General features: G+C 50.2%; 22 protein-coding genes and 1 pseudogene. 13 read left to right on the top strand and 10 right to left on the bottom strand.

Going from position 1 to position 21,895, the window contains the following annotated elements; translation table 11 throughout:
* Positions 1-267: 267 nt before the first annotated feature.
* The 4 genes and pseudogenes from BOO20_RS04370 to BOO20_RS04355 all read left to right on the top strand — a co-directional run.
* Positions 268-593 (top strand): annotated as a pseudogene (locus BOO20_RS04370) (cytosolic protein); the annotation flags it as partial.
* 170 nt (positions 594-763) lie between these two features.
* Positions 764-1,306: a DUF4351 domain-containing protein gene (locus tag BOO20_RS04365; RefSeq protein WP_233120877.1), complete on the top strand. Its 543-nt coding sequence runs from the start codon at positions 764-766 to the stop codon at positions 1,304-1,306.
* 229 nt (positions 1,307-1,535) lie between these two features.
* Positions 1,536-2,120, top strand: coding sequence for a UpxY family transcription antiterminator (locus BOO20_RS04360; protein ID WP_076790873.1), 585 nt, complete (start codon positions 1,536-1,538; stop codon positions 2,118-2,120).
* A gap of 219 nt (positions 2,121-2,339) precedes the next feature.
* The gene (locus BOO20_RS04355) at positions 2,340-3,581 is read left to right on the top strand and encodes an MFS transporter (protein ID WP_198935415.1); all 1,242 of its coding nucleotides are present in this window, start codon (positions 2,340-2,342) and stop codon (positions 3,579-3,581) included.
* Positions 3,582-3,677: 96 nt separating this feature from the next.
* On the opposite strand, the gene BOO20_RS04350 is transcribed toward BOO20_RS04355, so the two are convergent.
* Complete coding sequence (locus tag BOO20_RS04350; RefSeq protein ID WP_076790872.1) at positions 3,678-3,959, bottom strand: Txe/YoeB family addiction module toxin; 282 nt, start codon at positions 3,957-3,959, stop codon at positions 3,678-3,680.
* The gene (locus BOO20_RS04345) at positions 3,941-4,222 is read right to left on the bottom strand and encodes a type II toxin-antitoxin system prevent-host-death family antitoxin (protein ID WP_076790870.1); all 282 of its coding nucleotides are present in this window, start codon (positions 4,220-4,222) and stop codon (positions 3,941-3,943) included. Before BOO20_RS04345 ends, BOO20_RS04350 begins: the two co-directional genes overlap by 19 nt.
* 404 nt (positions 4,223-4,626) lie before the next feature.
* Between BOO20_RS04345 and BOO20_RS04340 the strand changes: the two genes are divergently transcribed.
* Together BOO20_RS04340 and BOO20_RS04335 are read left to right on the top strand one after the other, a co-directional pair.
* On the top strand, positions 4,627-4,854 hold the full coding sequence (locus BOO20_RS04340; RefSeq protein ID WP_076790868.1) for an AbrB/MazE/SpoVT family DNA-binding domain-containing protein: 228 nt from the start codon (positions 4,627-4,629) through the stop codon (positions 4,852-4,854).
* Positions 4,851-5,273, top strand: a complete 423-nt coding sequence (locus BOO20_RS04335; RefSeq protein ID WP_076790867.1) for a putative toxin-antitoxin system toxin component, PIN family — start codon at positions 4,851-4,853, stop codon at positions 5,271-5,273. The genes BOO20_RS04340 and BOO20_RS04335 overlap by 4 nt, the downstream gene beginning before the upstream one ends.
* Before the next feature lie 296 nt (positions 5,274-5,569).
* Here the strand turns inward: BOO20_RS04335 and BOO20_RS04330 are convergent, their stop codons facing one another.
* The 4 genes from BOO20_RS04330 to ppdK all read right to left on the bottom strand — a co-directional run bounded on the left by BOO20_RS04330 (position 5,570) and on the right by ppdK (position 12,394).
* A complete protein-coding gene (locus tag BOO20_RS04330; RefSeq protein ID WP_076790865.1) occupies positions 5,570-5,788 on the bottom strand; it encodes a DUF2283 domain-containing protein in 219 nt (72 codons plus the stop codon).
* Entirely contained in the window at positions 5,778-6,029 is a 252-nt protein-coding gene (locus tag BOO20_RS04325) for a hypothetical protein (RefSeq protein ID WP_076790864.1), read from the bottom strand. The genes BOO20_RS04330 and BOO20_RS04325 overlap by 11 nt, the downstream gene beginning before the upstream one ends.
* Before the next feature lie 173 nt (positions 6,030-6,202).
* A complete protein-coding gene (gene uvrA, locus BOO20_RS04320) occupies positions 6,203-9,046 on the bottom strand; it encodes an excinuclease ABC subunit UvrA (protein ID WP_076790862.1) in 2,844 nt (947 codons plus the stop codon).
* A gap of 597 nt (positions 9,047-9,643) precedes the next feature.
* Positions 9,644-12,394: a pyruvate, phosphate dikinase gene (ppdK, locus tag BOO20_RS04315; protein WP_076790861.1), complete on the bottom strand. Its 2,751-nt coding sequence runs from the start codon at positions 12,392-12,394 to the stop codon at positions 9,644-9,646.
* Between the two features lie 153 nt (positions 12,395-12,547).
* Here ppdK and BOO20_RS04310 point away from each other — a divergent pair, with 153 nt between their 5' ends.
* The 3 genes from BOO20_RS04310 (at position 12,548) to BOO20_RS04300 (ending at position 14,234) form a co-directional block, all read left to right on the top strand.
* Entirely contained in the window at positions 12,548-13,399 is an 852-nt protein-coding gene (locus tag BOO20_RS04310) for an ABC transporter permease (RefSeq protein WP_076790859.1), read from the top strand.
* A gap of 161 nt (positions 13,400-13,560) precedes the next feature.
* Positions 13,561-13,812: a CopG family ribbon-helix-helix protein gene (locus tag BOO20_RS04305; RefSeq protein WP_040432916.1), complete on the top strand. Its 252-nt coding sequence runs from the start codon at positions 13,561-13,563 to the stop codon at positions 13,810-13,812.
* Positions 13,809-14,234: a putative toxin-antitoxin system toxin component, PIN family gene (locus tag BOO20_RS04300; RefSeq protein ID WP_076790857.1), complete on the top strand. Its 426-nt coding sequence runs from the start codon at positions 13,809-13,811 to the stop codon at positions 14,232-14,234. The genes BOO20_RS04305 and BOO20_RS04300 overlap by 4 nt, the downstream gene beginning before the upstream one ends.
* 102 nt (positions 14,235-14,336) lie before the next feature.
* Here BOO20_RS04300 and elbB read toward each other — a convergent pair whose 3' ends face one another.
* A complete protein-coding gene (gene elbB / locus BOO20_RS04295) occupies positions 14,337-14,993 on the bottom strand; it encodes an isoprenoid biosynthesis glyoxalase ElbB (RefSeq protein ID WP_076790856.1) in 657 nt (218 codons plus the stop codon).
* 152 nt (positions 14,994-15,145) lie between these two features.
* A complete protein-coding gene (locus BOO20_RS04290; RefSeq protein WP_076790855.1) occupies positions 15,146-15,634 on the bottom strand; it encodes an isoprenylcysteine carboxylmethyltransferase family protein in 489 nt (162 codons plus the stop codon).
* Positions 15,635-15,745: 111 nt separating this feature from the next.
* Here BOO20_RS04290 and BOO20_RS04285 point away from each other — a divergent pair, with 111 nt between their 5' ends.
* Positions 15,746-16,288: a hydrolase gene (locus BOO20_RS04285; protein WP_076790853.1), complete on the top strand. Its 543-nt coding sequence runs from the start codon at positions 15,746-15,748 to the stop codon at positions 16,286-16,288.
* Positions 16,289-16,554: 266 nt separating this feature from the next.
* On the opposite strand, the gene lpxK is transcribed toward BOO20_RS04285, so the two are convergent.
* Together lpxK and BOO20_RS04275 are read right to left on the bottom strand one after the other, a co-directional pair.
* Entirely contained in the window at positions 16,555-17,622 is a 1,068-nt protein-coding gene (gene lpxK, locus BOO20_RS04280) for a tetraacyldisaccharide 4'-kinase (RefSeq protein WP_076790852.1), read from the bottom strand.
* Positions 17,615-18,232 carry a lysophospholipid acyltransferase family protein gene (locus BOO20_RS04275; protein ID WP_076790850.1) on the bottom strand — a complete coding sequence of 206 codons (618 nt, stop codon included), beginning with the start codon at positions 18,230-18,232 and terminating at the stop codon, positions 17,615-17,617. Before BOO20_RS04275 ends, lpxK begins: the two co-directional genes overlap by 8 nt.
* A 143-nt stretch (positions 18,233-18,375) precedes the next feature.
* Between BOO20_RS04275 and purD the strand changes: the two genes are divergently transcribed.
* From purD to carB, 3 genes are all read left to right on the top strand, one after another.
* Positions 18,376-19,665, top strand: a complete 1,290-nt coding sequence (gene purD, locus BOO20_RS04270; RefSeq protein WP_076790848.1) for a phosphoribosylamine--glycine ligase — start codon at positions 18,376-18,378, stop codon at positions 19,663-19,665.
* A 167-nt stretch (positions 19,666-19,832) separates the two neighbouring features.
* Positions 19,833-20,264 (top strand): Mov34/MPN/PAD-1 family protein, encoded by a 432-nt coding sequence (locus BOO20_RS04265; protein WP_006365523.1) that lies wholly within the window; start codon positions 19,833-19,835, stop codon positions 20,262-20,264.
* Between the two features lie 152 nt (positions 20,265-20,416).
* Positions 20,417-21,895 (top strand): carbamoyl-phosphate synthase large subunit, encoded by a 1,479-nt coding sequence (gene carB / locus BOO20_RS04260; RefSeq protein ID WP_076790846.1) that lies wholly within the window; start codon positions 20,417-20,419, stop codon positions 21,893-21,895.

The raw sequence follows: 21,895 nt of genomic DNA, 5'->3' as shown, positions 1-21,895 counted from the left end.
GACCTACTGTATTTACGAGAAGAACAACAAGTGGTGAGGAAGGTGTAGGGGCGCCCCTGCGTGGTTGCCCTGTTGAAGAAGCTGTCCACGAATTACACGAATTTACACGAATGAATTCTCCTGTTATTTTTCTTTAATTTGTAATATATGCGTATTTGGATTGGGTTGGCGTCGTGCATATATTTGTTTTTAAGCAACGGTTCGGATCATGGCATGGTATGCCTTTTCGGGAAGTAAAGCTGATTATGCCTGAACAAATTAACAGGTATGGATACTTCGAACGATCAATACGATAGTCCGTGGAAGGAGGTCATTGAGCGCTATTTTCCGGAGTTTATGGCGTTTTATTTCCCTGATGCCTGTGCGGAAATTGATTGGTCACGAGAACATGTTTTTCTTGATCAGGAGTTGCGGGCAGTGGTACAGGATGCAGAATTGGGAACGTGCTTTGTTGACCGGCTGGTCAGGGTGAATGTGCTGAAAGGATGTTTGTGTACAACTATCGGCTCTTTGATCGATACAAAAGGCCTGTAGCAAGTTTGGCAGTGCTGGCGGATGAGCAGAGGCAGTGGAAACCTTCTTCTTATGGGCACAGCTATTAATTTATTCCGCAATTCGATTGCTTCTTTGGGCGGTGCTCACAATCCTCATGTACTACGTGTACACTCCGGTTGCTCCGCTCCGTCCGCCTCGCACTCAAACCGCTCACGACAATTAATAGCTGCGCCCTAATGGTTTCACCGTGTTCGGTTGTCGCCATACTTTGGAATTTCCTGTAGCCAAACTGAGCGAATATGAGGATAAGCTCGATGAACTTCTTGTTTCGAATAACGCATTTGGTTTAATTACAGCAGCACATATCCTGACACAGCAAACCCGAAAGCAGCATCAGGAACGGTATAAAGCCAAACTGGGGTTAATACGAATACTGTATCGACGGCACCGGGATAAACAACGCGTCATCGATTTGTTTAGTGTTTTGGATTGGTTAATGCAACTGCCGGAATGGTTGGATAGTCAGGTCTGGCAAGAACTTGAAACGATAGAGGAGAGTAAAAAAGTGCAATATATCACCAGCGTAGAAAGAATTGGTATAGCCAAAGGCATGGCAACCGGTATGGCCAAAGGTGTTGAAAAGGGTCGAGTAGAAGGTGAATCCCGGTTACTGAGAAGATTGCTTGAACGTCGTTTTGGCGTTTTGCCTTTATGGGTATCAGAGCAGTTAGCAAACGCTTCAGAGCAACAGTTAGAAGCTTGGGGTGAAGCCATCCTCACCGCCCCAACGCTTGAAGCGGTTTTCAACTGACCGTCATTCGGAAAATGAAGAATGTTGTCCACGAATTACACGAATTGAGGAATGAGAAGAGGGTGGTCCACGAATTTCACGAATTGGCAAGAATTCTTATGAATGTAGAGGCAGGTTGAACCCGCTTTTTTTTGTTAGTGTATTTGGTGTACTATTCCTTAGTGGTTACTTTGTTTTTCAATATTTTTTGGGTGTAACGCCATGGTTTAAATAAAGAGGTCCGGATATTATGGTTGAGGAAGCGAGTGTGCGTTGGTATGCAGTTTATGTTCGATCCCGTTGTGAAAAAAAAGTTTACCGGATGCTGCTTGAAAAGCAGATTACTACTTTTCTTCCGCTGATTGAAACATGGAAGCAGTGGAGTGACCGGAAGAAAAAGGTGAGCGAGCCGCTTTTCAGGGGTTATGTGTTTGTCCATATTGATATGCGCCATGATCATTTGCAGGTTCTGGAGATGGAAGGGGTGGTGAAGTTCATTGGAATAGGGAAAGTCCCTTCGGTGATAGCTGAAAAAGATATTGACTGGTTGAGAAAACTGGTGAGGGAGCCTGGTGCGATCGGGCGCACAGTCACCGCTATTCCGGTTGGCCAGAAGGTCAAGGTGCTTGCCGGGCCGTTCAAAGATTTTGAAGGTGTTGTCGTGAAGCAGGGGAGAGAGGCTTCCCTTGTTGTCTTTTTTGACAGTATCATGCAGGGGGTCGAAGTCACTATTTTACCTGATGTTTTGCAACCGGTTACCGGTTCGCGGAAGGCTTTGCCCGGTGAAGAGCATAAAGAGCTGGTAGAGGTTGAAAAGCATTTTCTGAAGACCTGAAGCAAAGTGGACGCAAGTGGACGAAGAAATGGTGGACAGAAGTGGACGGAGTGGACGAAAAGCGCTGAGTGCTGAGTGCTGAGTGCTGAGGGAAGAGATGAGGAAGAGGTTGTCCACGAATTGTACGAATTTACACGAATGTTGGGGCGGGTTGGAACCCGCCCTTTGTATGATTTAATTCAATCGCCTGAAGGGCAATAAACCTTAACGGGAGGGTTTGTGGAGCTTAAGGAGCATGTATCGGTTCGTGATATTTTCAGCATGCCGGTTATCGTGGCTGCACTGGGTTACTTTGTTGATATTTATGACCTGGTGCTTTTCAGTATTGTCAGGGTTCCGAGCCTGAAGTCATTCGGACTTGGAGGCAGGGAGCTGATTGACTACGGGGTTTTTCTCCTGAACATGCAGATGATCGGCATGCTTGTCGGGGGTATTCTCTGGGGTTGGCTCGGCGATAAAAAGGGGCGCCTGAAAATTATGTTTGCCTCGATTCTGCTCTACTCTCTTGCCAATATTGCCAACGGTCTTGTGACCACTCTTCCGGCTTATGCGGTTTTGCGTTTCATTGCCGGTGTCGGGCTTGCCGGTGAGCTCGGGGCGGGCATTACCCTTGTTTCTGAAGTGCTGCACACACGCATCCGCGGTTACGGAACCATGCTGGTGGCTTCAATCGGTGTTTCGGGCGCCATTCTTGCCAACTATGTGGCCAATACCTATGAGTGGCATAATGCCTTTTTTATCGGAGGCGGGCTTGGCCTTCTCCTGCTTGCCGCCCGGGTGAAGGTTGCCGAGTCGGGGATGTTTAAAAAAATGGAGGAGAAATCCGGGGTGAGCAGAGGCAACATGTTTGCCCTCTTTACCGACCGGGGCCGTTTTTTACGCTATATCAACTCCATCATGATCGGCGTGCCGATCTGGTTTGTTGTGGGTGTGCTGATCACCTTCTCTCCCGAATTTGCCGTTGAGCTTGGTACAACCGGACCTGTTTCTGCCGGAAATGCCGTGATGTTCTGCTATCTCGGTCTGGTGTTCGGTGATCTTTCGAGCGGTCTCTTGAGCCAGCTTTTGCAGAGCAGGAAGAAGGTTATTCTGCTGTTTATGCTGCTGACTGTCGTCTCCATTGCACTCTATTTTCTCCAGGGCAATCGCACTCCTCAATTCTTCTATGCAGTATGTGCTGTTTTAGGTTTTTCCGGTGGATACTGGGCTATTTTTGTGACCGTTGCGGCCGAGCAGTTCGGCACCAATCTCCGTGCAACGGTGGCGACAACCGTTCCGAATTTTGTTCGCGGCATGGTGGTGCCCATCACGATGCTCTTTCAGTTCAGCAAGGGCTTTTTCGGTCTGGAATCAGGAGCTCTCCTGGTCGGCGCACTCTGCATTTCTGTAGCCTTCATTTCACTTAACTCTCTTGCAGAGACCTTCCACAAGGATCTTGATTATTACGAGGAGTTTCTGTGAGGAAAGAAGAAGAAAGTGGACACCAGTGGACGAAGAGAGGAAAAAGTGCTGAGTGCTGGGTGCTGAGCGAAGAGAAGATGAAGGGGGAGGGGGAGGCTATTTGTCTCCGTAATGACCTTTTATGGAGACGACATAGACCAGCACTACAGAGTTGTCTATGCGATATATGATCCGGTCTTTTTTATTCAGTCTTCTGGACCAATATCCTGACTGATCGCCTTTCAGGCGCTCTGGTTTGCCTGTTCCGGTGGTTGGGTGCTCAGACAACTCAAGGAATAGTTTGTCTACTTTCCTTATAAATGCCGAATCGTTAAGCTGTTGTATGGCCAGCAACTCCTTTTTGGATTGAGGCGAAAGCGCTAATGTATACTTGCCCATATGTTGGCTGGGTTCTTGATGACCGTATGCCTGCCGGCATCAAAATCCTCCTCAGCCTCTTTAATGATTTGCTGAAGTTCCTGCTGCTCAACAGAATTGTCACTGGCATCTGTTCTATCGGGTTGATAACCATTTTTTTTGGGGGTTAACACAAAAACCCCCTTGTTTCTGTGGCGTACAAGTACCTGTTCCTTTTTTTGCATTGCGATATCAAGGTACTTGCCAATGTTTTTACGCAGTTCTGTGCTGGTGATCTCTATCATGTTTCAACAGTTCATGGTTAATTTTCAAGTTACTAAATGAACAGGGATTTTTTCGAAATAGTTCGGGTGGGGAAAGAAAGTGCTGAGTGCCGGGTAACGAGTGCTGAGTGCTGATCGAAGAAAAAAGGGGAAAAGATTTTTGGCCACGAAAGACGCGAAAAGGCACGAAAAAAAGGAAGAAAGTGGACACCAGTGGACGAAGAGATGGTGGACAGAAGAGGACGGAGTGGACAAGAGAGGAAAAAGTGCTGAGTGCTGGGTGGAAAGAAAGTGCTGAGTAGCGAGTGCTGGGTGCTGAGTCGAAGAGAAGAAAGGAAGGTTTGTCCGCGAATTTCACGAATTTGCACGAAAAATAGTTATCATGGTAAGATATCCTTACATCATTACCATTTGAAAGGAATGCCATGTTAGCTAAAATCACCAGCAAGAATCAGTTGACCTTGCCAAAATCTATTGTAACCTCCATTCCCAAAACAGATTATTTTGAAGTAGAAGTTGAGAATGGTCGAATTATGCTTACGCCCGTGCGTATTCAGCAGGCAGATGCAGTGCGAGCCAAATTAGAGGCTTTGGGTATTAATGACCAGGATGTTCTGGACGCGGTAGAGTGGGCAAGAAAAAGTCAGCAATGAGCTGTCGCATAGTGCTTGATACGAACTGTATTATTTCCGGGTTGATATTTTCACGCCGGAAGATGGCATGGTTGCGTCATAGTTGGCAGTCAGGTGCTATCATTCCGTTAGTCTGCAAGGAAACTGCCAGCGAACTTTTGAAGGTGTTGGCATATCCGAAGTTCAGGCTCACGAACAGAGAGCGAATGTCATTGCTGTCAGATTTTCTGCCTTATGCTGAAACGGTCACGTTGCTTGATGTATCGCCTGATTTACCTGTAATCAGAGATAAAGCTGATCAGATATTTATAACGTTAGCTGTGGTTGGTAAAGCCGATGCTTTAGTCACTGGCGATAATGACCTGCTTGTTATCAAGGATAGCTTTAAGACTCTGCCGATTATGTCGCTCAGCGAATTAGAGGAATGGTTGAAAAGATGAGGAAAGTGGACACCAGTGGACGAAGAGATGGTGGACAGAAGTGGACGTCAGTGGACAGGAGGTAAAAAGTGCTGAGTAGCGAGTGCTGGGTGCTGAGTCGAAGAGAAGCGGTTGAAGAGATTAGGGATTCTGGATGCTGACTTTTGGATTGAAAGCGTTGCAGAGATTTTGAATCGAGCTCCGGAGGAGCGCGATATTGGTAGCGGCGAGAGCTGAGCCGAAGATGGGAGAAGAGAAGAGGAAGAGGTTGTCCACGAATTTCACGAATTGGCACGAAACGAAATCGGGGTTGTTTTTTATGCCGATAATTTTTGGATATCGAGTGGTAACTTGTTCAGAATTAATTCTTTGAGGTTTATTTTTTTTCTGGCATTGTCAATATCCATACCCACAAGTGCTCCTGTCTCGTCATAGTCGAGAACAACTCCTTCTGATATTTCGATACTTTCAGAACTCTCTTTTTCTGAAAATTCGATATACAATGAATCCGTATCCGGGTAGTAATTAATTTTCATCTTTGTATCTCCGATCTGGAAATGCGTTATGTATCGTGACTTTGTCGTCAAGGGTTATGACGCGTAATATTTTCCCATCAAGCTGGTCAATTTTCCCCCAAAAGCGATAGCGGTTCTCTTCCTGCTTTTCTATTCGAATCGGGTTTTCAATAACTTCAATACACCACTCCTTTTTGAGGTAAGCTCTTTTGCTTAATACTTGATTTTCAAAGTATGGAGTGAATTTATAGACAGTGGGCATTACCTGGAATTGGTTCAAAAAGAAATTCTGCCGTACTACCGATTATAAGTTATAGAGAATCATGTCGTTTTGCAACTCTATGCTATAAGTGGAAGAAATTCTGGATTTTGGATGCTGAATTCTGAATTGCCGTGTTTTTTAATCCAAAATCTAAAATCCGGAATCAAGCATTATCAAGCCAAGGGTGTCATTTCCATTTTGAGGTAGCGGCCGGTGTGGGAGTGTGCCATGGTGGCTATCGCTTCGGGTGTTCCTTCTGCTATTATTTCCCCCCCTTCATTCCCCCCTTCAGGCCCGAGGTCTATTACCCAGTCACTGTTTTTGACGATATCGAGGTTGTGCTCGATGATAATGACGCTGTTGCCTTTGTCCACAAGCTTGCGCAGGACCTCGAGAAGGTGCTGGATATCCTGGAAGTGCAGTCCGGTTGTCGGTTCATCGAGAATGTAGAGCGTTTTGCCGGTCTGGATTTTGGCCAGTTCAGCCGAGAGTTTGATGCGCTGGGCTTCTCCGCCCGAGAGCATGGGGGAGGGCTGGCCGAGTTTGAGGTAGCCGAGCCCGACGCTCTGCATGGTGGTGAGGATGCGCCGAATACGGGGAAAGTCGACAAAGAACTCCGAAGCCTCTTCGATGGTCATTTCAAGCACATCGGCGATGGATTTGCCGTGGTATTTGACGAGCAGGGTTTCGCGGTTGTAGCGCTCTCCCTTGCAGTTTTCGCACTGCACATAGACGTCGGGCAGAAAGTTCATCTCGATTTTGCGGGTTCCCGCTCCCTGACACACTTCACAGCGTCCTCCCTTGACGTTGAAGCTGAAGCGTCCGGCTTTGTAGCCGCGTATCTGCGCTTCAGGCAGTCGGGTAAAGAAGTCGCGGATAAAGGTGAACGCGCCGGTATAGGTTACCGGGTTGGACCGGGGTGTGCGCCCGATCGGTGACTGGTCGACATTGACCACCTTGTCAATATTCTGGATTCCCTCCACACTCTCATAGGGATAGGTCAGAAGTTTTGATCGATAGAAGTGGCGTGCAAGTATCGGGAAGAGTGTTTCATTGATCAGGGTTGATTTACCTGATCCGCTGACGCCGGTAATGCTGACGAGCGAGCGAAGGGGAATGGTGATGTCAACGTTTTTCAGGTTGTTTCCTCTGCACCCTTTGATTGCGAGGAATTGCCTCTCCTCTCCGTCACTTTTTTTCTCACCCCTGAAGCTGACATGGCGTGTTCCGTTGAGATACTCCGCTGTGAGTGAATGCGGATCCAGGGTTGCGGCTGTTCCCTGTGCAACAATCTCTCCGCCGTACTCTCCCGCTCCTGGTCCGAGATCGATGATCTCATCGGCCTCAAGCATGGTATCCTTGTCGTGTTCGACCACGAGTACCGTGTTGCCGAGATCGCGAAGCCGTTTCAGCGAATCGATAAGTTTGTGGTTGTCGCGCTGGTGGAGGCCGATACTTGGTTCGTCGAGCACGTAGAGCACTCCGCTGAGCTGTGAGCCGAGCTGTGAGGCAAGCCTGATTCGCTGTGCTTCCCCACCGGAGAGGGTCTGTGAGCCTCTGTCGAGCGAGAGGTAGCCGAGTCCTACATTCAAAAGAAATTCGAGCCGCTTGATGATTTCATGCAGCACGGGGGTGGCAACCAGCAGCTCTTTTGGTGTCAGGGTTGGAGGCAGGGCGCTGAAAAAAGCAAGGGCATCAGGCAGCGGGAGCGCTTCGGCTTCGGCAATGTTGAGGTCGTTGATTTTAACCATGAGGCTCTCCTTGCGCAGCCGGGCCCCTTTGCACTCGGGGCATGCCTGATGGATCATGAAACTCTCCGCCCACTCCCTGATTTTCGGGGAGCCTGCATTGCGGCGGATCTCGTCAACGTAGGGGAGCGCTCCGGGAAAAGGCTGGGGATAGAGGGTGTCGTGGCCGGAGTAGGAGTAGCTGACGTTGAATGTCCGGCTTCCCGACCCTTCAATCAGAATATCAAGAGCCTCTTTTGGTATGTCACCAAGAGGGGTGTCAAGGGTAAAGTCAAACTCCCTGGCAATAGCCCTGATCACCTGCCAGAGGTTTCGTTTGCCGGGTTTGCCGAACGGGTCAAGTCCCCCCTCGTTGAGAGAAAGCGAGAGGTCGGGAATCATCAACTCTCCCGAAAGCTGCATCAGCTCACCGAGGCCGTTGCACTTCGGGCATGCTCCGTAAGGGGAGTTGAAGCTGAAATGGTTCGGCGCAAGGGTATCGACCGGAACGGAGCCGTCCGAGTAGGCGTAGCGGGTGCTGAAGACCAGCTCCTTCAGGTGGCTGTCAACCGGATCACAGATTACCGTTGACTTGTGTTCAGAGAGGCTGATGGCAAGCGAGACGGCCTGTTTGAGCCGGTCAGCGCAGTCAGGACCGATCACCATCCGGTCCACCACCAGTTCAATCGAGTGGCTTTTATACCGCTCAATCTGCATGTTTTTTTCCATCTCCCGGTACTCGCCGTCAATACGGACCCGGAGATAGCCTTTGAGGAGGAGGCGCTCAAAGAGCTCGCGATAGTGCCCTTTGCGACCGGCAACAAGAGGGGAGAGAATCTGGATTTTCGTTCCTTCAGGAAGAGCAAGTATGGCTTCACAGATCTGTTCCTCGCTCTGTTTCTGCAGCATATGGCCGGTAACGGGGTCGTAGCGTCGTCCGGCCCTGGCGTAGAGCAGGCGGATGAAGTCATGAATTTCCGTGATGGTCCCGACTGTTGAGCGGGGAGAGCGGTTTGTGCTCTTCTGGTCGATGGCTATAACGGGTGAGAGACCTTCAATAAAATCAACGTCCGGGCGTTCTATGCTGCCGATATACTGGCGTGCATAGGGGGAGAGGGTCTCCATAAAGCGGCGCTGACCTTCGGCATAGATGGTGTCGAAGGCGAGGCTGGATTTTCCGGAGCCTGATAGTCCGGTAATGACAACAAACCGGTTGCGCGGTATATCGAGAGAGATGTTTTTGAGATTGTGGACTCTGGCGCCTCTGATATTGATATGACTGTATTCCATTGTTCTCTCTATTCTCTTTTAGGGCACCCCTATTAATTCGTGCTATCGGGGCACTGCTATAAATATATTCCGTCCAAACTGTGGGAGTGATATTTCTATCTCGCCCCCCGGCAGATCGCAAAGATCAAACCGCTTGCGACAATAAAAAGTGCTGCCCGAATGAGCGTTTATGGCTCCGGTTTATTTTGTGCTGTTGAGCAGCATAACGGAACGAATTTCAATATCGATATTATTTTCCGTAAGCACACTGAAAAAGGTAAGAGCACCGCTATAAATTTATTCTGCGATTCGATTACTTCGTTGAGTGGTGATCTGAAAAGAGAAGAGGGAGAGAGTGGACTTTAGTGGACGAAGAGATGGTGGACAGAAGTGGACGAAGTGGACAGGAGGAAAAAAGTGCTGAGTAGCGATTGCCGGGTGGTGAGTCGAAGAGAAAAATCAGGGGAACCACAAGGGATTGCTCCTGCACTATTTCGTCTGTTTCGTGGTTTAAAAATTTTCAAACTGCTCGCGAACATACATAGAGGTGCCCTTATCATGAAAAAGGCGGCCGGTGGCCGCCTTTTTCATAAGAACATGGTGTGTGTGTGAAAAGCTTCAGCCCTGCAGTGCAGCTCTTGCAGCGGCAAGGCGTGCAATCGGAACCCGGAAAGGGCTGCATGAAACGTAGTTGAGTCCTATCTGGTGGCAGAACTCGACTGAAGAGGGATCGCCTCCGTGTTCGCCGCAGATGCCGAGTTTGAGATCCGGTTTGACTGAACGACCCTCTTTGGCAGAGATACTCATCAGTCGGCCAACGCCATCCCTGTCAATGGATTCAAACGGGTTGCGGGCAAAGATCTCCTGCTGCTGGTAGGTCGGCAGGAACTGGCCGGAGTCGTCGCGGCTCATACCGAGTCCCATCTGGGTCAGATCGTTGGTGCCGTAGCTGAAGAAATCAGCAGCGGTTGCAATCTGGTCGGAGGTGATTGCCGCACGAGGAACCTCGATCATGGTGCCCACGAGATACTTGACACCGGTTCCCTGTTCGGCTATGACGCTGCGGGCTGTTTTGTGGATGATTTCACTGGTGATCTCAAGCTCTTTTACCGTGCTGACCAGAGGAACCATGATTTCAGGAACAACTTCGAGTCCCTCCTTCTTGATTTTGCAGGCGGCCTCAATAATGGCGCGGACCTGCATGACGGTGATTTCAGGGTGGAGGATGCCGAGGCGACAGCCGCGGAGGCCGAGCATCGGGTTGAACTCGTGCAGATCGCTGATGCGCTCCTTTACTGCGGCAACCGATTTGCCCATCTTTTTGGCAAGGGATTCGATTTCGCTGTCGGTGTGCGGCAGGAACTCGTGCAGCGGAGGATCAAGGAGCCTGATGGTGACAGGGCGTGAGCCCATAGCCTTGAAGAGTCCGTAGAAGTCTTCGCGCTGGTAGGGAAGCAGTTTTTCAAGCGCTTTTTTACGACCGTCAACATTTTCGGCCAGAATCATTTCGCGCATCGCGTCAATGCGCTCTCCGCCGAAGAACATGTGCTCGGTGCGGCAGAGGCCGATTCCTTCCGCGCCGAAGGTGATGGCGATCTCGGCCTGGTCAGGCTGGTCGGCATTGGTGCGGATGTTGAGTTTGCGGTATTTGTCGGTCCACTCCATGAGCTGCTTGTAGATCGGCCAGGTAGGAGCATCTTCGGGTTTCAGGGTCTTGTCGACCAGAACCTCGATAATCTCGGAGTTTTTGGTTGCAACCTTTCCGGCAATGACTTCGCCGGTGCTGCCGTCGATGGAGATGTAGTCCCCTTCCTTGAGCACAGTCGGGTGGCCGGGAACACGAAGTTCGCCTTTCTGGTAGTCGATGCTGAGTGCACCGCATCCCACAACGCAGACTTTGCCCATCTGGCGGGCAACAAGCGCTGCATGGGAGGTCATGCCGCCGCGTTCGGTGAGAATGCCTTCCGAAACAGCCATACCCTTGATGTCTTCAGGTGAAGTTTCGATACGCACAAGAATGACATCCTCTCCGCGCTTGCCGGCCTCATAGGCATCAACCGCATTGAAGTAGATTTTTCCGGTTGCAGCGCCGGGCCCGGCATTCAGGCCGGTAGCAAGCAGGCGCCCGCCTGAAATAGCGGCCCTTTTCTCATCGAGGTTAAAGACGGGACGGAGAAGCTGGTTGAGCTGTTCAGGCTCAATGCGCATCAGTGCCTCTTTTTCGTCGATCAGTTTTTCGTTGAACATGTCAACAGCGATTTTGACAGCGGCAAAACCGGTTCTTTTGCCGACACGGCACTGCAGCATGAAGAGCTTGTTGTTCTCGATGGTGAACTCGATGTCCATCATGTCGTGGTAGTGGTGTTCGAGAATCGAGCGGATATCTTCAAGCTGGTCGTAGATTCCGGGGTTCTCTGCCTTGAGCTGTTCGATTTTGAGCGGTGTTCTTGTTCCCGCCACAACGTCTTCGCCCTGGGCATTCATCAGGAATTCGCCGTAGAAGATGTTGTCGCCGGTGGCGGCATCGCGGGTGAAGGCTACGCCGGTTCCGCAATCTTCGCCCATATTGCCGAAGACCATCGCCTGTACGTTGCAGGCTGTACCCCAGTAGCCGGGGATGTGGTTCAATTTGCGGTATACAATGGCCCGTTCGTTGTTCCAACTGTTGAATACGGCGCCGATGGCTCCACGGAGCTGTTCGTGAGGATCTTCGGGGAAAACCTTGCCGGTTTTTTCAAGAATGGCGGCTTTGTATTTGCCGACGATATCCTGCAGGTCTTCAACCTTGAACTCGGTGTCAAGTTCAATGCCAAGCTCGTGTTTTTTTGCTTCAAGTATCTTTTCGAAAGGATCAATCTCTTTTTTGTCTGCGGGTTTCAAATCCAGCACAACATCGCCGTACATCTGTACGAACCGGCGGTAGCAGTCCCATGCAAAGCGGGGGTTGCCCGATTTTTTTGCAAGACCGGCAACGGTTTTTTCATTCAGACCAAGATTGAGAATGGTGTCCATCATGCCGGGCATGGAGGCTCTTGCACCTGAACGGACTGAAACAAGCAGGGGATTTTCGGGGTCTCCGAATTTTTTTTCAAGCACCTCTTCGATTTTTGTCAGGGCCAGGGGAATATCCTTGTCGAAGAGATTTGCAGGGTAGGTTTTCTGGTGGTCGTAATAGTAGGTGCAGACTTCGGTTGAAATGGTGAATCCGGGAGGGACAGGCAGGCCGATGTTGGCCATTTCTGCCAGGTTGGCGCCTTTACCGCCCAGCAGGTTTTTCATTGACGCATCCCCTTCTGCAGAACCGCCCGAGAAGCGGTAGATGTACTGCTTGGCAGCAGCTTTTTCGTTACTCATCTCAGATGTTGGCATTGTTTTTCAGGAGTAAATTTATCTTTTCACCAGATTAACAAAATGGGAGATGGTGAAAAAACAGATGAAGTTGACTACTATTACAAGAATTGAAATTTAATAAAAAAAAACTATGTAAAAACCCCCGGAACAGAGATAATCCATCCATCCAATATGGAAACTGAACTGATTGTTATACTGCTGCAAATTATGCGAATTTCGGTGCCCTATGTGCTTACCTCTGTGGGGGCAACGTTTTCCGAGCGAGGTGGAGTTGTCAACCTTGCTCTTGAGGGGCTGATGCTTGCCGGCGCTTTTGGTGCGGCCTGGGGCCAGTACCGGAGCGGTTCCGCTCTTGCAGGGATTGGACTGGCTCTTGTTTCCGGTCTCTTGGTTGCGCTGCTCTTTGCCTTTATCACTGTTACCCTGAAGGCTGACCAGATTGTTGCAGGGATTGCAGTCAATATTCTTGTCATGGGCGCCACCCGTTTCGGCCTCACTTTGCTTTACGGCAGTTCCATGAACTCCGCGCGTGTTGCGGGTATTGATGTCCCGTTTTTCTTTCTGGATCCTCTTTTTCTTGCGGCGGTATTCTCAGTGCTGACAGCTCATTTTCTGCTTTTCAAAACCCCTTACGGTCTCAGGCTCCGGGCGGCCGGAGAGAGCGCAGAAACGGCCGGGAGTGCGGGGATCAATGTTGAGCGCATGCGTTACAGCGGTGTTCTGGTTTCAGGGGCTCTTGCAGCGCTGGCCGGTGCTTTTCTGGTTTTTCAGCAGCACTCCTTTACGGATAACATGTCGGCAGGCAGAGGATATATGGCGCTTGCTGCCATGATTATCGGCAGGTGGACACCGCTCGGTGCTGCGGCTGCAAGCCTGATGTTCGCTGCCGCCGAATCCATGCAGATCTGGATGCAGACCGGATGGATTCCATCCCAGCTTGTGCAGTCAATGCCCTATATCATCACGCTCATTGTGCTTGCGGGGCTCGGGAGGAGGAGAGGGAAACGTGCTGAGGGAAGATGAAGAAAGTGGACCAAGTGGACGAAGAGATGGTGGACAGCGGTGGACGCCAGTGGACAGGAGGGGAAGAAAAGAGCTGAGTCGCGAGTGTTGAGCGGATGGGGGAATTATATGATAATATACAATGTTTGTATATTGATTTATAACCTCTAAAAAACTTAGTGATGCCTACTGTTACCGTTAATATTGCTTTTCAGGATTCATTACTGGATCAAATTGATAAAACAGCCAGGAAGGAGTTCAGAAGCCGTTCAGAGCTGATCAGGGAGGCAGCCAGGCTATACATTGAGCGCCGGAGCCAGTGGAGTGATCTTTTTGCGCTGGGCGATATGGTTGTACAGAAAAATCAATTGACCCAGGATGATGTGTCGGGTGAGATAGCCTCAGCGCGTGCTGCGAGAACCACATCTGCATGAGGATTGTTTGCGACACCAATGTTCTCATTTCCGGATTTCTTTTTGGTGGAAATCCACGAGAGGTGCTGAGACTCTGTTCATCGGGCAAGGTGATAAATTGTATTTCTCCTGCAATAATTCAGGAGGTGGAAGCAGTATTGCATCGTCCCAAGTTTGCACTTTCACCTGAGCAGGTATACAGGATTATTGGATTGTTCAGGGATACGTTTATGATGGTGACGCCCAAAAATCAGGTTGATTTTATAACTCTTGATCCTGATGATGACCGGATTCTTGAAGCTGCGGATGCGGCAGAGGCAAAGATGATTGTTTCAGGTGACAAGCATTTGCTCGAACTGGTCTTCTGGAAAGATATTCTTATTATGACCCCGGCTGATTTTTTAAAAGTGCTGAGCGAAGAAAAAAGGGGAAAAGATTTTTAGCCACGAAATACACGAAAAGGCACGAAAAAAAGAAAGAAAGTGGACCAAGTGGACGAAGAGCTGGTGGAGACCCTCCTGCTGTCCACTTTTTTCCTTGTGAAATCAGAGCATTGCGATGATTTCTGTAACGAGTTTTCCGATTCCTTTGGCTACTTCGGCTATGGATGTTTCGAGCATGTAGGCGGGGGTGCTGACCACTTTTCCCTGTTTGCTGACTATGGCTTCCGAGGCCGTACATTCAATGTGCCGGGCGCCCATGGCTTCGATGTTTCCGGCGGTCTCTTTGTCGCAACCGCTTGTCAGTTCAATTTTCTGCTCCCCAAGAACCTTTGCGCCGATCACCGGGGTTATACAGATGAATCCGAGTGGTTTTCCGGCTTTATAGAATGATTGCAGGGCGCTGGATAGTTCAGGTATAACGTCGCAATCGCTCCCTTTGAAGGCATAGGTGCTGAGATTCTTTCCTGCACCGTACCCTCCGACAAGAATCAGGGCATCGAGATCAAGGGTATCGATTTTGCGGAGATCGGTGACGGCCCCCCTGGCGATGCGTGCCGCCTCGACAAGCACATTACGGGTTTCGGAGGCGGCCTCTTCACCGTTCAGGTGGTTGACCACATGATGCTGCGGGATGTTCGGTGCAAGGCAGACCGCTTTGGCTCCGGCATTGTCAATTGCAAGGAGTGTCAGTACGGCTTCATGGATCTCAGAACCGTCAAGGTAGCCGCATCCGGAAAGAAGAACGCCTATTTTTTTCATGGTATTGTTCAGTTATGCATACGTTTTGGTGAACATCGCAGTTCATTGGGGGAAAGGTAAGGGTTTGCTCCGAAATTTGAAATACCGTCGGTGGAACAATCGCTCATGGCCTCTCTCTCTGATACAAGATGAATCCCGTTAATTGCAATTCTTTAATATAGCCAGGGGATGAATTTTTTTACCTGACGGGTATAAGCGGTATATTCAGGGTGGATCCCGGTAAGCCATTTTTCCTCTTTTGATGCTTTGAAGTTAAAGAAAAGCAATGCGATACCGGTCAGAAGCAGATGCGACAGGCTCAAGCTGAACACACTCCATCCTGAAGCGGCAAGAAGTAGTGCACTGTAGAGCGGATGACGTACGATGCTGTATATTCCTGTGGTTACAAGCCGGTTGTTCCCGACAGGGTAGGGCAGGGGTGTAAGATAGTTTCTGATGGCGAAGGAACCGAGCGCGCCCAGTATCAGGGCGCAGCCTGAAAAGAGAGCGAGTGCCATCCATCTGACAATGCCCAGCGCTTCGAAAAGTTCCGTACCTGCAAGCTGCGGCCTGACAGGAAGAATAATAAAACCGCACATCAGCATGACCTGGAGCACCACGAGGTATGCGCCCTTTCCTTTTTGCGGAGTTTCGATTTTCATGGAATGCTCTTGAACTGTTATCTTGTAAAAAGTCACATAAATGTTGTTTATTTCACCTTTGGTGCGATACCCTTCTGTTAAATCTATTGCTTTTTCAACCAACACACGATTATGATTACTCCAAAGGAGACGCTGCTTCTGCTTATTGATGTACAGGGCCGTCTGGCACAGGGTGTTTTTGATGCTGCGAATGTCGAGAGTGCGCTTGGAAGGCTGGTACGAGGCTGTCATGTGCTTGAGGTGCCGGTTCTTGTGACCGAACAGTACCCGAAGGGGCTGGGCCACACCATCGACTCTCTGAGGGAGCTGCTTCCGGGCAATGTTCCAGTCGAAAAACTTGCTTTCAGTTGCTGCGGCAGCCCGGAGTTTATGCACCGGCTCCGTTCATTCAACCGTAATGATATTCTTGTTGCCGGCATGGAGACCCACGTCTGCGTCTATCAGACTGCGGTGGAATTGATTGAGTTCGGCTATAATGTTCATCTTGTGACGGATGCCGTGTCATCACGAACCGAAGAGAACAAGAACCTCGGGATTCGCTGCATTGAAAAAGCAGGAGCATCCCTGACCAGCAGCGAAATGGCTCTCTTTGAGCTGCTGCGGGTAGCCGAAGGCGACCGGTTCAAGGCGGTTTCGAAGATTGTCAAAGAGTGAAAATCGAAGAGGAAGTGGACCATGTGGACGAAGAAATGGTGGACAGAAATGGACGCGAGTGGACAAGAGGGAAAAAGTGCTGAGTCGCGAGTGCTGAGTGGTGAGTCGAAGAGAAGAGGAAGGGATGAAAATGTAGGGGCGTGTTGCACCCGCCTTTTGTGGTGTCCACGAATTACACGAATTGGCACGAATGAAGAGATTCTGGATTCCGGATTTGAGAATCTGCGGTTTTTTCAATCCAAAATTCAGAATTCAACATTCAGAATTTATTTCAACCCGGCGGCTTTTCGCAGCATCTCCTGGAGTATCTCCTGGCCTTCAAAGATGTCGGTTTCTATTTTGAGGTAGTAGCTGGGTCTTGCGGTTATGATGCTGATCAGTTCCGGACTTCCGAGCAGACGGAAGTAGTCTTTTTCGGTCGTAATCAGACAGAGCCCCTTTTCATCGGCTTCACGCCGTATTGCCTGAAGTTTTTTTGCGGTGAACGGCTCGTGATCCTTGAAAAAACGGTGAGCCGAGACGGTTACCCCTTTTGATTTAAGACTTTCCAGAAAGCTGCCGGGCGAAGCGATGCCGGCAAAGGCAAGGGCGTTAAGGCTTTCGGGCAGGGGGGCCTCATCTGAAGAGATGAATTCCCCTGAAAGGCAGACAAGGTCTCCGGTTTTGATACGGGCTTTTATAACCGGCTTTCCGGTTTTTTCCAGCTCTTTTTTCACGATTTCGGCCTCTTCATAGTCACTGATTTTGTTGAGCAGAATCAGGTCGGCTCGTGCAATATTTTTCAGGGGTTCTCTCAATCGCCCTTCGGGCAGCAGTCTGGCCTTGAAATAGGGTTCAGCAGCATTGATAATGGCGATGTCAAGCTCGCGGCCGATCTGACGGTGCTGGAATGCATCGTCAAGAATGATGACCGAGGGAACTCTTCGTGAAAAGTGCCTGATCATCCAGGTTACAGCAGCTTTTCGTTTTTCGCCAACAATGACTATGGCGTCGGGATTGTTCCATGCAAGCATTGTTGTTTCATCTCCGGCCTCCCTGCTGCCGAGCAGAACTCTGTTGCCGTCTGAAACCAGTTTTACCCCTGTTGACTCCCGCCGGTAACCACGCGAGATGATTGCCGGTTTACAGCCGATTGAGAGGTAGTATTTGACAATCCAGTCAACGAGCGGAGTTTTGCCTGTTCCTCCTGCCGTAAGGTTGCCGATTGAGACAACCGGAATCGGGGAGCTCCATCGGCTGAAGAGTGTGCGCTCGAAGAGTGCATTGCGCAGTTGCATGATGGAGCCATAGAGGAGAGCGACGGGACGGAGAAGTATGGAGAGCGGGTTATGCATGGCTCAGTTGTTCAGAAAGTTGTTTGCAGCAGGTGTGAAGTTCCTCTTCACTTCTGAATTCGGGGAGTTCTATGAGCTGGAGCGTGACCGTTGTTCTGGTGAAGGGTTTCGGGATTTCAAACCGGTCCCAGCTTTTGATCTTCCAGGATGCGGCATAGCTGATTCGGGCAAAAATCAGAGGAGAGCGGCTACGGGCAGCGAGCCTGATCGAGCCATACTTGAACTGGTTTATCGGTCCCCTTGGCCCGTCTGGAGTAATGACAACAATATCCCCTTTTTCGAGGGTGTGCTGCATGGCTCGTATGACTTCAACGCTTCCCCTGGAGCTTGACCCCCTGATGAGTGCATAGCCGAGTTGCTGCAGTGCATCGGAAAGAATGCGCCCGTCTTTTGACTGGCTTACCACTGCAGCTGTAGGCTCTCCGGGAAAGAGTTCCCGTGCCAGGAGCCATCCGGCAACCATTTTGCCGTGCCAGAATGCGAAAATGGTTCCTTTTCCGTGCACTCTCATCTCACCTTCCATAGGTGTCACCGATATGCGGAGGCTCTTGTAGAGAAGCTTCAGCACAATCGGCAGGATATGCCTGGTAATGACCGGTGAGAGAGCCATAAAAGGGGTGGCAAATTTTTTTTATTGTTTATTTTACCCGGTCTGCATTATATACATGCTACTGCTGTATGAACGGGAGTAATTTAATAAACCACGCCGATAAACCACAGGGTGAACTGCGGCTGATGCCCACACTGAGAGCTATGAATGTTTTGATTATTGGAAGCGGAGCCCGGGAGCATGCCATGGCGCGGGCAGCAGCACAAAGTGAACGGGTGCAAGCCGTTTTTGTTGCTCCCGGCAATGGAGGAACCGCCATGATGGGTGGTAAAGTCCACAATGTTGCGCTCAAGGCAACCGATCTGGACGGTTTATTGCAATTTGCCGGAGAAACAGGTGTTGAGCTGACGGTTGTCGGCCCTGAACAGCCGCTTGAACTGGGTATTGTCGATCTGTTTCGCCGTTCCGGTAAAAAGATCGTCGGCCCGACAAGGGATGCTGCCCGTCTTGAATCGAGCAAGGTGTTTGCCAAGGAGTTTATGCAGCGGCATCATATTCCCACTGCCGGGTATCGTGTGTTCCGCGATTCGGCCTCCGCTGTCAGCTACCTCGGTGCACTTCCGGAACGCTCCTGGCCCCAGGTCATCAAGGCCAGCGGTCTCTGCGGTGGCAAGGGTGTGATTATTGCCGAAGAGCGTGACGTTGCTTTGCGGACCATCCGCGAGCTTTTTGACGATCGTATTTTCGGAGATGCCGCCGATGAGGTGGTTATAGAGGATTTTTTAAAGGGAGAGGAGGCAAGCGTTTTTGCCCTGACCGATGGTGTCAGCTACAGGTTGTTTCTCTCTGCACAGGACCATAAGCGGATAGGCGACGGGGATACCGGGAAAAACACCGGGGGAATGGGTGCCTATGCCCCGGCTCCGCTGGTGAGTGCCGGGGTTATGCGAAAGGTTGAAGAGCGGGTTATCCGTCCTACTCTTGCCGGGATGGCTTCGGAAGGGTATGCCTATACAGGCTTTTTGTATGTCGGTCTGATGATTGATGGCGGTGAACCTTCAGTAGTGGAGTACAATGCGCGTCTCGGTGATCCGGAAACCCAGGTGGTGCTTCCGCTTTTGAAAAGCGACCTGATCGCGGCCCTTCAGGCAAGTGTTGATGGTGATGGACGGCTCAATGAGGTACCGTTCGAGATGTATCAGCAATCTGCTGCGACGGTCGTTATGGCTTCCGGCGGCTATCCGGATCATTATGAAACCGGTAAACCGGTCACTATTGCCGACGGAGTGGAGCGTTTGGAGGGGTGTATGGTTTTTCATGCCGGAACGAGCCTGGATGGCGCGAGACTGTTAACGGCGGGGGGGAGGGTTTTTTCGGTTACCGCTCTCGGTGATACGCTCAGAGAGAGTATTGACCGGGCTTACAAGGGTGTTGAAAAGATCAGTTTTGAGGGAGCATATTATCGAAGCGATATAGGGGCAAAAGCGCTTTAGCTCCGCTATTAATTTGTTGCGCGATCTGATTGCTTCGTTGGGCGGTGCTCGAAATCCTCATGTACTTTCGTGTACATTCCGGTTTCTGCGCTCCGTCCGTCTCACACTCAAACCGCTCACGACAATTAATAGTGGAGCACATTATTTTTTTAATCGATAGTTGTTTTATGAAACTACTCAGGCGTAAATTTGAGATTATTCAGGAACAGGCTTTCCGGGAACTGCCCTATGAGTGCTGCGGGCTGCTTGCAGGAGTGAAAAATGTTGATCACCGGGGCAATATCGAGAACATTGTCTATGAGGTTGCTCCCTGCAGGAACTGCCTTTATTCCGGACGTGAACATGGTTTTGAGATTTCGCATAATGAGTATGACGCTGTCGAGAGGGAGGCCGAACGCCTCGGTTACCAGATTGTCGGTTCCTACCACTCGCATATCAATTCTCCGGCGATTCCTTCCCTTCACGATGTTGATTTTGCCCGATCGGGCCATACCATGCTGATTATTTCACTGATGAATCGTGAGCCGAAAGAGGTAACGGCATGGCTGAGACGTGAATCAGGCGGTTTTCACCAGGAGCAGATCAGGGTGATGGAGTAGGGGAAGAAAAGTGCTGAGTGCTGAGTGCTGAGTCGAAGAGAAGATGAAGAAAGTGGACGTTAGTGGACAAGATGAAGAGGGGTGAAACTCGGCAAATATTTTGTACATTACGTTCATTTTGAAGCTTGTCAAGTATTAAAACCCGAAACAACGTGCCAAAGCGGGAAGATATAAAGTCGATTTTAGTTATTGGGGCCGGCCCTATTGTGATCGGTCAGGCCTGTGAGTTTGATTATTCCGGTACCCAGGCCTGCCGTGCACTCAAGGAGGATGGCTATCGTGTTATTCTGGTGAACAGCAATCCGGCGACCATTATGACTGATGTTGAGTTTGCCGATGCCACCTATATTGAGCCGATTACACCGGAGTATGTGCAGAAAATCATAGAGAAGGAGAAGCCTGATGCGCTTCTGCCTACCATGGGCGGACAGACGGCTTTGAATACGGCGGTCGCTCTTGCCGAGTCCGGCATTCTTGAACGTAACGGAGTTGAGCTTATCGGAGCGAAGCTTCGTGCAATCAGGAAGGCTGAAAACCGTGAGTTTTTCAGCGATGCCATGAAGAAAATAGGCCTTGAGATGGCCAAGGGCGTTTTTGTCCGCAATGAAAAAGAGGCCAGGGAGGCGCTTGAGGAGATAGGTCTTCCGATCATTATCCGTCCCTCGTTTACGCTTGGAGGCACCGGTGGCGGTTTTGCCGAAACCAAGGCTGACTATTATGAAGCGGTTCGCCGGGGACTTTCTGAAAGTCCCATCAATGAAGTGCTGGTTGAGGAGTGCCTCTTCGGCTGGAAGGAGTATGAGCTTGAGGTGATTCGTGACCTCGCCGATAATGTCATTATTGTCTGCTCTATCGAAAATTTTGATCCGATGGGTGTGCACACCGGCGACAGCATTACCGTGGCTCCTGCCCAGACACTTACCGACCGCCAGTACCAGGAGCTCAGGGACGCTTCGGTTCGCATTATCCGCGAAATCGGTGTTGAGACCGGCGGCAGCAATATCCAGTTTGCCATTCATCCCGGGAATGGCCGCATCGTTGTTATAGAGATGAATCCGCGTGTGTCGCGCAGCTCTGCACTGGCCTCCAAGGCGACCGGATTTCCGATTGCCAAGGTTGCGGCAAAGCTTGCCGTGGGTTATACACTCGACGAGATTCTCAATGATATCACCAAAACCACTCCGGCCAGTTTTGAGCCGGTCATTGATTACTGCGTCGTCAAGGTTCCCCGCTGGGATTTTGAAAAGTTCAAGAATGTTGACGCCCGTCTGGGTGTGCAGATGAAGTCGGTCGGTGAAGTGATGGCGTTCGGCCGCAACTTCCGCGAAGCGCTGCAGAAGTCGCTCAGGGGACTGGAGATCGGTCGTGCCGGTCTTGGCTCCGACGGCAAGGATATCATGAATGTGCTTGATATGACGCAGCAGCAGAAGAAGTTTGCCAAAGAGGATATTCTGGAGAAGATCAGAATACCGAAAGCGGACAGGATTTTTTATCTCCGTTACGCATTTCAGGCGGGTGCGACCATTGATGAGGTGCATCAGTCAACCGGAATTGATCCATGGTTTCTCGACAATATCCGCCAGATCGTTGAGTTCGAAAATGAGCTCAGGGAACTTGCTGCCGCCGAGTGA

It is taken from the genome of Chlorobium sp. KB01 (assembly GCF_001975465.1).
Classification (GTDB): Bacteria; Bacteroidota; Chlorobiia; order Chlorobiales; family Chlorobiaceae; genus Chlorobium.
This window is presented reverse-complemented; position numbering and strand designations above follow the sequence as displayed.

Excerpts from the sequence above, each read along its gene's own strand:
- BOO20_RS04360 (WP_076790873.1), top strand. The coding sequence starts at position 1,536 with ATGGTTGAGGAAGCGAGTGTGCGTTGGTATGCAGTTTATGTTCGATCC.
- BOO20_RS04350 (WP_076790872.1), bottom strand. The coding sequence starts at position 3,959 with ATGGGCAAGTATACATTAGCGCTTTCGCCTCAATCCAAAAAGGAGTTG.
- BOO20_RS04345 (WP_076790870.1), bottom strand. The coding sequence starts at position 4,222 with ATGATAGAGATCACCAGCACAGAACTGCGTAAAAACATTGGCAAGTAC.
- BOO20_RS04340 (WP_076790868.1), top strand. The coding sequence starts at position 4,627 with ATGTTAGCTAAAATCACCAGCAAGAATCAGTTGACCTTGCCAAAATCT.
- BOO20_RS04335 (WP_076790867.1), top strand. The coding sequence starts at position 4,851 with ATGAGCTGTCGCATAGTGCTTGATACGAACTGTATTATTTCCGGGTTG.
- BOO20_RS04330 (WP_076790865.1), bottom strand. The coding sequence starts at position 5,788 with ATGAAAATTAATTACTACCCGGATACGGATTCATTGTATATCGAATTT.
- BOO20_RS04325 (WP_076790864.1), bottom strand. The coding sequence starts at position 6,029 with ATGCCCACTGTCTATAAATTCACTCCATACTTTGAAAATCAAGTATTA.
- uvrA (WP_076790862.1), bottom strand. The coding sequence starts at position 9,046 with ATGGAATACAGTCATATCAATATCAGAGGCGCCAGAGTCCACAATCTC.
- ppdK (WP_076790861.1), bottom strand. The coding sequence starts at position 12,394 with ATGCCAACATCTGAGATGAGTAACGAAAAAGCTGCTGCCAAGCAGTAC.
- BOO20_RS04310 (WP_076790859.1), top strand. The coding sequence starts at position 12,548 with ATGGAAACTGAACTGATTGTTATACTGCTGCAAATTATGCGAATTTCG.
- BOO20_RS04305 (WP_040432916.1), top strand. The coding sequence starts at position 13,561 with ATGCCTACTGTTACCGTTAATATTGCTTTTCAGGATTCATTACTGGAT.
- BOO20_RS04300 (WP_076790857.1), top strand. The coding sequence starts at position 13,809 with ATGAGGATTGTTTGCGACACCAATGTTCTCATTTCCGGATTTCTTTTT.
- elbB (WP_076790856.1), bottom strand. The coding sequence starts at position 14,993 with ATGAAAAAAATAGGCGTTCTTCTTTCCGGATGCGGCTACCTTGACGGT.
- BOO20_RS04290 (WP_076790855.1), bottom strand. The coding sequence starts at position 15,634 with ATGAAAATCGAAACTCCGCAAAAAGGAAAGGGCGCATACCTCGTGGTG.
- BOO20_RS04285 (WP_076790853.1), top strand. The coding sequence starts at position 15,746 with ATGATTACTCCAAAGGAGACGCTGCTTCTGCTTATTGATGTACAGGGC.
- lpxK (WP_076790852.1), bottom strand. The coding sequence starts at position 17,622 with ATGCATAACCCGCTCTCCATACTTCTCCGTCCCGTCGCTCTCCTCTAT.
- BOO20_RS04275 (WP_076790850.1), bottom strand. The coding sequence starts at position 18,232 with ATGGCTCTCTCACCGGTCATTACCAGGCATATCCTGCCGATTGTGCTG.
- purD (WP_076790848.1), top strand. The coding sequence starts at position 18,376 with ATGAATGTTTTGATTATTGGAAGCGGAGCCCGGGAGCATGCCATGGCG.
- BOO20_RS04265 (WP_006365523.1), top strand. The coding sequence starts at position 19,833 with ATGAAACTACTCAGGCGTAAATTTGAGATTATTCAGGAACAGGCTTTC.